We start from the raw sequence: 2477 nt of genomic DNA, 5'->3' as shown, positions 1-2477 counted from the left end.
GAGATGCCCGAAGCAGTGAAGAAGCCGACGGAAGAGGGGCTTGAAGCCGCAGTCGAGTACTGGTGGGAGGCTGGAGACTTTCTCCGAGCAACGGGTGATTCGACGCACATCGATGAAGTGTCCACGAGTGACTGTGATCTCTGTCAGAGTCAACGGAACAGATGGACTGAGATCTACGATCTGGGGGGCTGGGCGGAGACTGGCCCTACTGAAGTAGGGGTCCAATTCACCAACATCGATAATGGCGGTTTGGGCGGAACCGGGGCAATCGTTGTCTCTGAATCACCGAGTCAGGTTTACCAGCCGAACGGTTCGCCGGGCGGTTCTGGGGATGGGTCCGACGATCGACCTTGGGCGATCTCTGCAGTGTTTGATGAGGAGGAACAGCTGTGGAAACTCGAAGGCCTTGAACCGCAAGGGTGAGGTTGCCGAAATGACTGAAGTTAAAAGGGTTGTTCTGATGCCGATTGTCCTCACATTGCTACTTGCCGTTGTCGCGGTTCCGGCCGGGCAGGCAACTGACCAGGCTTGTGACGGTGTGTTCTGCGGTGACTCCGACTATGAAGACGACCCTGAAATTGGAGTCGGTGGGAAAATTCCGGTTGAGTCTTCGCAGCAACCGTCGCCTGGGACTCGACCAGCATCGGGCAACGAGGGTGCAGATGCCGGGGCAGGCGGATCGACGAAGCCTAACGAAATCGACGATCCGGACCGAATCATCACGATCACTCAGCTTTACTGCACGAATATCGATGGCGTTGCGATGTTGGATTGCATGGAAGCTGAACAAGCTGCCTGCGCGGAGTCCGACAGCCAGTGGATGGTCAGGGCTCAGTACCCGGCGAACGATTTCGAGGCTCTCGAAAGGGTGGGGCAGCAGTTCTGTTCCGATCCTTCGGAGCCAGTGGTCACTGATTCTGGAGCAGAAGCCGCAGATGCTCCGCCGATGCCGGTGGTGACTCTGTCGGATTTCCGTGCCTTGGATATCGCCCCGTCGGAGATCGAGTCTGACTCGGGCGGCTTTGGCCTGATTCGTGGGAATACGAATTTTTTCGCGACCGAGGAGGACCAGACGTTGAACACCACGATGTTGGGTCAGCAGGTGGCGATTCAGGCGGTGCCGGTGCAGTGGACCTGGGACTACGGGGACGGTTCGGAGCAGTTGTCGAATCCGTATCCGGGTGGGCCGCAGGTGGAGTTCAACCAGGAGACCACTACCAGCCATGTCTACGAGGACACCGGCCAGTACGCAGTGGGGCTGACGACGTCGTATCGGGGGCAGTTCTCGGTCAATGATGGTCCGTGGATCGCGATCCCGGGCACTGCCGAGGTCCCGAGTGAGCCGGTCACTGCGGACATCTGGCGGTCCAAGTCCAAGAACGTCGCCGAGGACTGCCACGAGAACCCGCAAGGCTGGGCCTGCGGCAACCCCTTCGTCGAGGGCTGAATCCCGGCCGTTGATCGTCCGACGAGGGACCGCAGGAGACATGAAGCCATGTGCGGACGGTATGTGATGGCCAGGACCATCGGTGACCTGGTGGAGGACTCGGGTGCGGACCCGGTGAGGAATTGGTTCGTGCAGGTCAGCGGTGAGGGTGTCCGCTTTGATTCCCCTGCCGAAAGGGTCAGCGTTCACATACTTTCACTCGTGCAGGCGGCTACTGAGAAAGGGTTCGTCTACTTCGTGCCAGGTCTATCTGCAAGAGCATCAATGACCATGGCGCCAATTGCCCGAGTCTGCGCCTGCCGACCTATGGGCGAGGGGAAGAAATGAGTCGGCTGGTTCATGTCGTTCGGGCCAGGGCTTCGTGGAGGTCGTTCGCCTCGTCGATGACCACGGTGATGTGTTTGCCATCAGTGGTTTCGATTTCCACGCCGGGACCGCCGGTCCAGAGAAGTCCGACGCGGCCCCCGGGGGCGGCGGTAGCCGACACCGCCAAAGCTGGCAGGGCGAACATCCTCCACGAGTTCGAATGATGCGACCTCATCGTGTGCCATTGTGCGGCGATACAGCGGCCATAACGCACGGTGATCTGTCGATCGTCCACCGAGACTGAGATATGGCTGATACCGATGGCCACCCCCAGGGCGGCACTGACCGCCATAGTTGCCACGGGAACCAGGACTCCCGGATTCCCGTCCCCTGAAATCTGTCCGAATGGCTTTTGCAGATGACAACTAAAGTCGCCGATGCGGAAGCCTGGATGTGGTTCCCCAACCAAGATGTACCCAAGCTCCGGCCAAAGTCGACGAACATTCTTCGCATCATGGCGGCGGTACTGCGAAGCGTGGCAGGGAGGTGATGTCTTCAGGAAAGCCACGGGAACCCGCCGGGGTCTTCGGCTGCACGCTGGATCATTGGATCGAAGTCGTGCACCAGTGGACGGGTGCCTACTTCGCGATGGAGTCTTCGGGGCGGAAGCCCTTCTTGGCGAGCTGGATCTGTTCGTAGACGTGGTGGCGGAGTTCGGAGAAGC

The 2477-nt window shown here is 59.7% G+C and carries 3 protein-coding genes; 2 read left to right on the top strand and 1 reads right to left on the bottom strand.

From position 1 onward, the window contains the following. On the top strand, positions 1 to 423 hold a 423-nt coding region (locus ACFFIO_RS14110), incomplete at its 5' end, for a DUF6318 family protein (protein ID WP_378042752.1). Continuing rightward, positions 407 to 1447 (top strand): PKD domain-containing protein, encoded by a 1041-nt coding sequence (locus ACFFIO_RS14105; RefSeq protein ID WP_378042751.1) that lies wholly within the window; start codon positions 407 to 409, stop codon positions 1445 to 1447. The genes ACFFIO_RS14110 and ACFFIO_RS14105, both read left to right, overlap by 17 nt. Before the next feature lie 337 nt (positions 1448 to 1784). Here the strand turns inward: ACFFIO_RS14105 and ACFFIO_RS14100 are convergent, their stop codons facing one another. Continuing rightward, positions 1785 to 2321: a hypothetical protein gene (locus ACFFIO_RS14100; RefSeq protein WP_378042750.1), complete on the bottom strand. Its 537-nt coding sequence runs from the start codon at positions 2319 to 2321 to the stop codon at positions 1785 to 1787. Between the last annotated feature and the right edge of the window lie 156 nt (positions 2322 to 2477).

The organism is Citricoccus parietis (assembly GCF_042433045.1).
GTDB lineage: Bacteria > Actinomycetota > Actinomycetes > Actinomycetales > Micrococcaceae > Citricoccus > Citricoccus parietis.
This window is presented reverse-complemented; position numbering and strand designations above follow the sequence as displayed.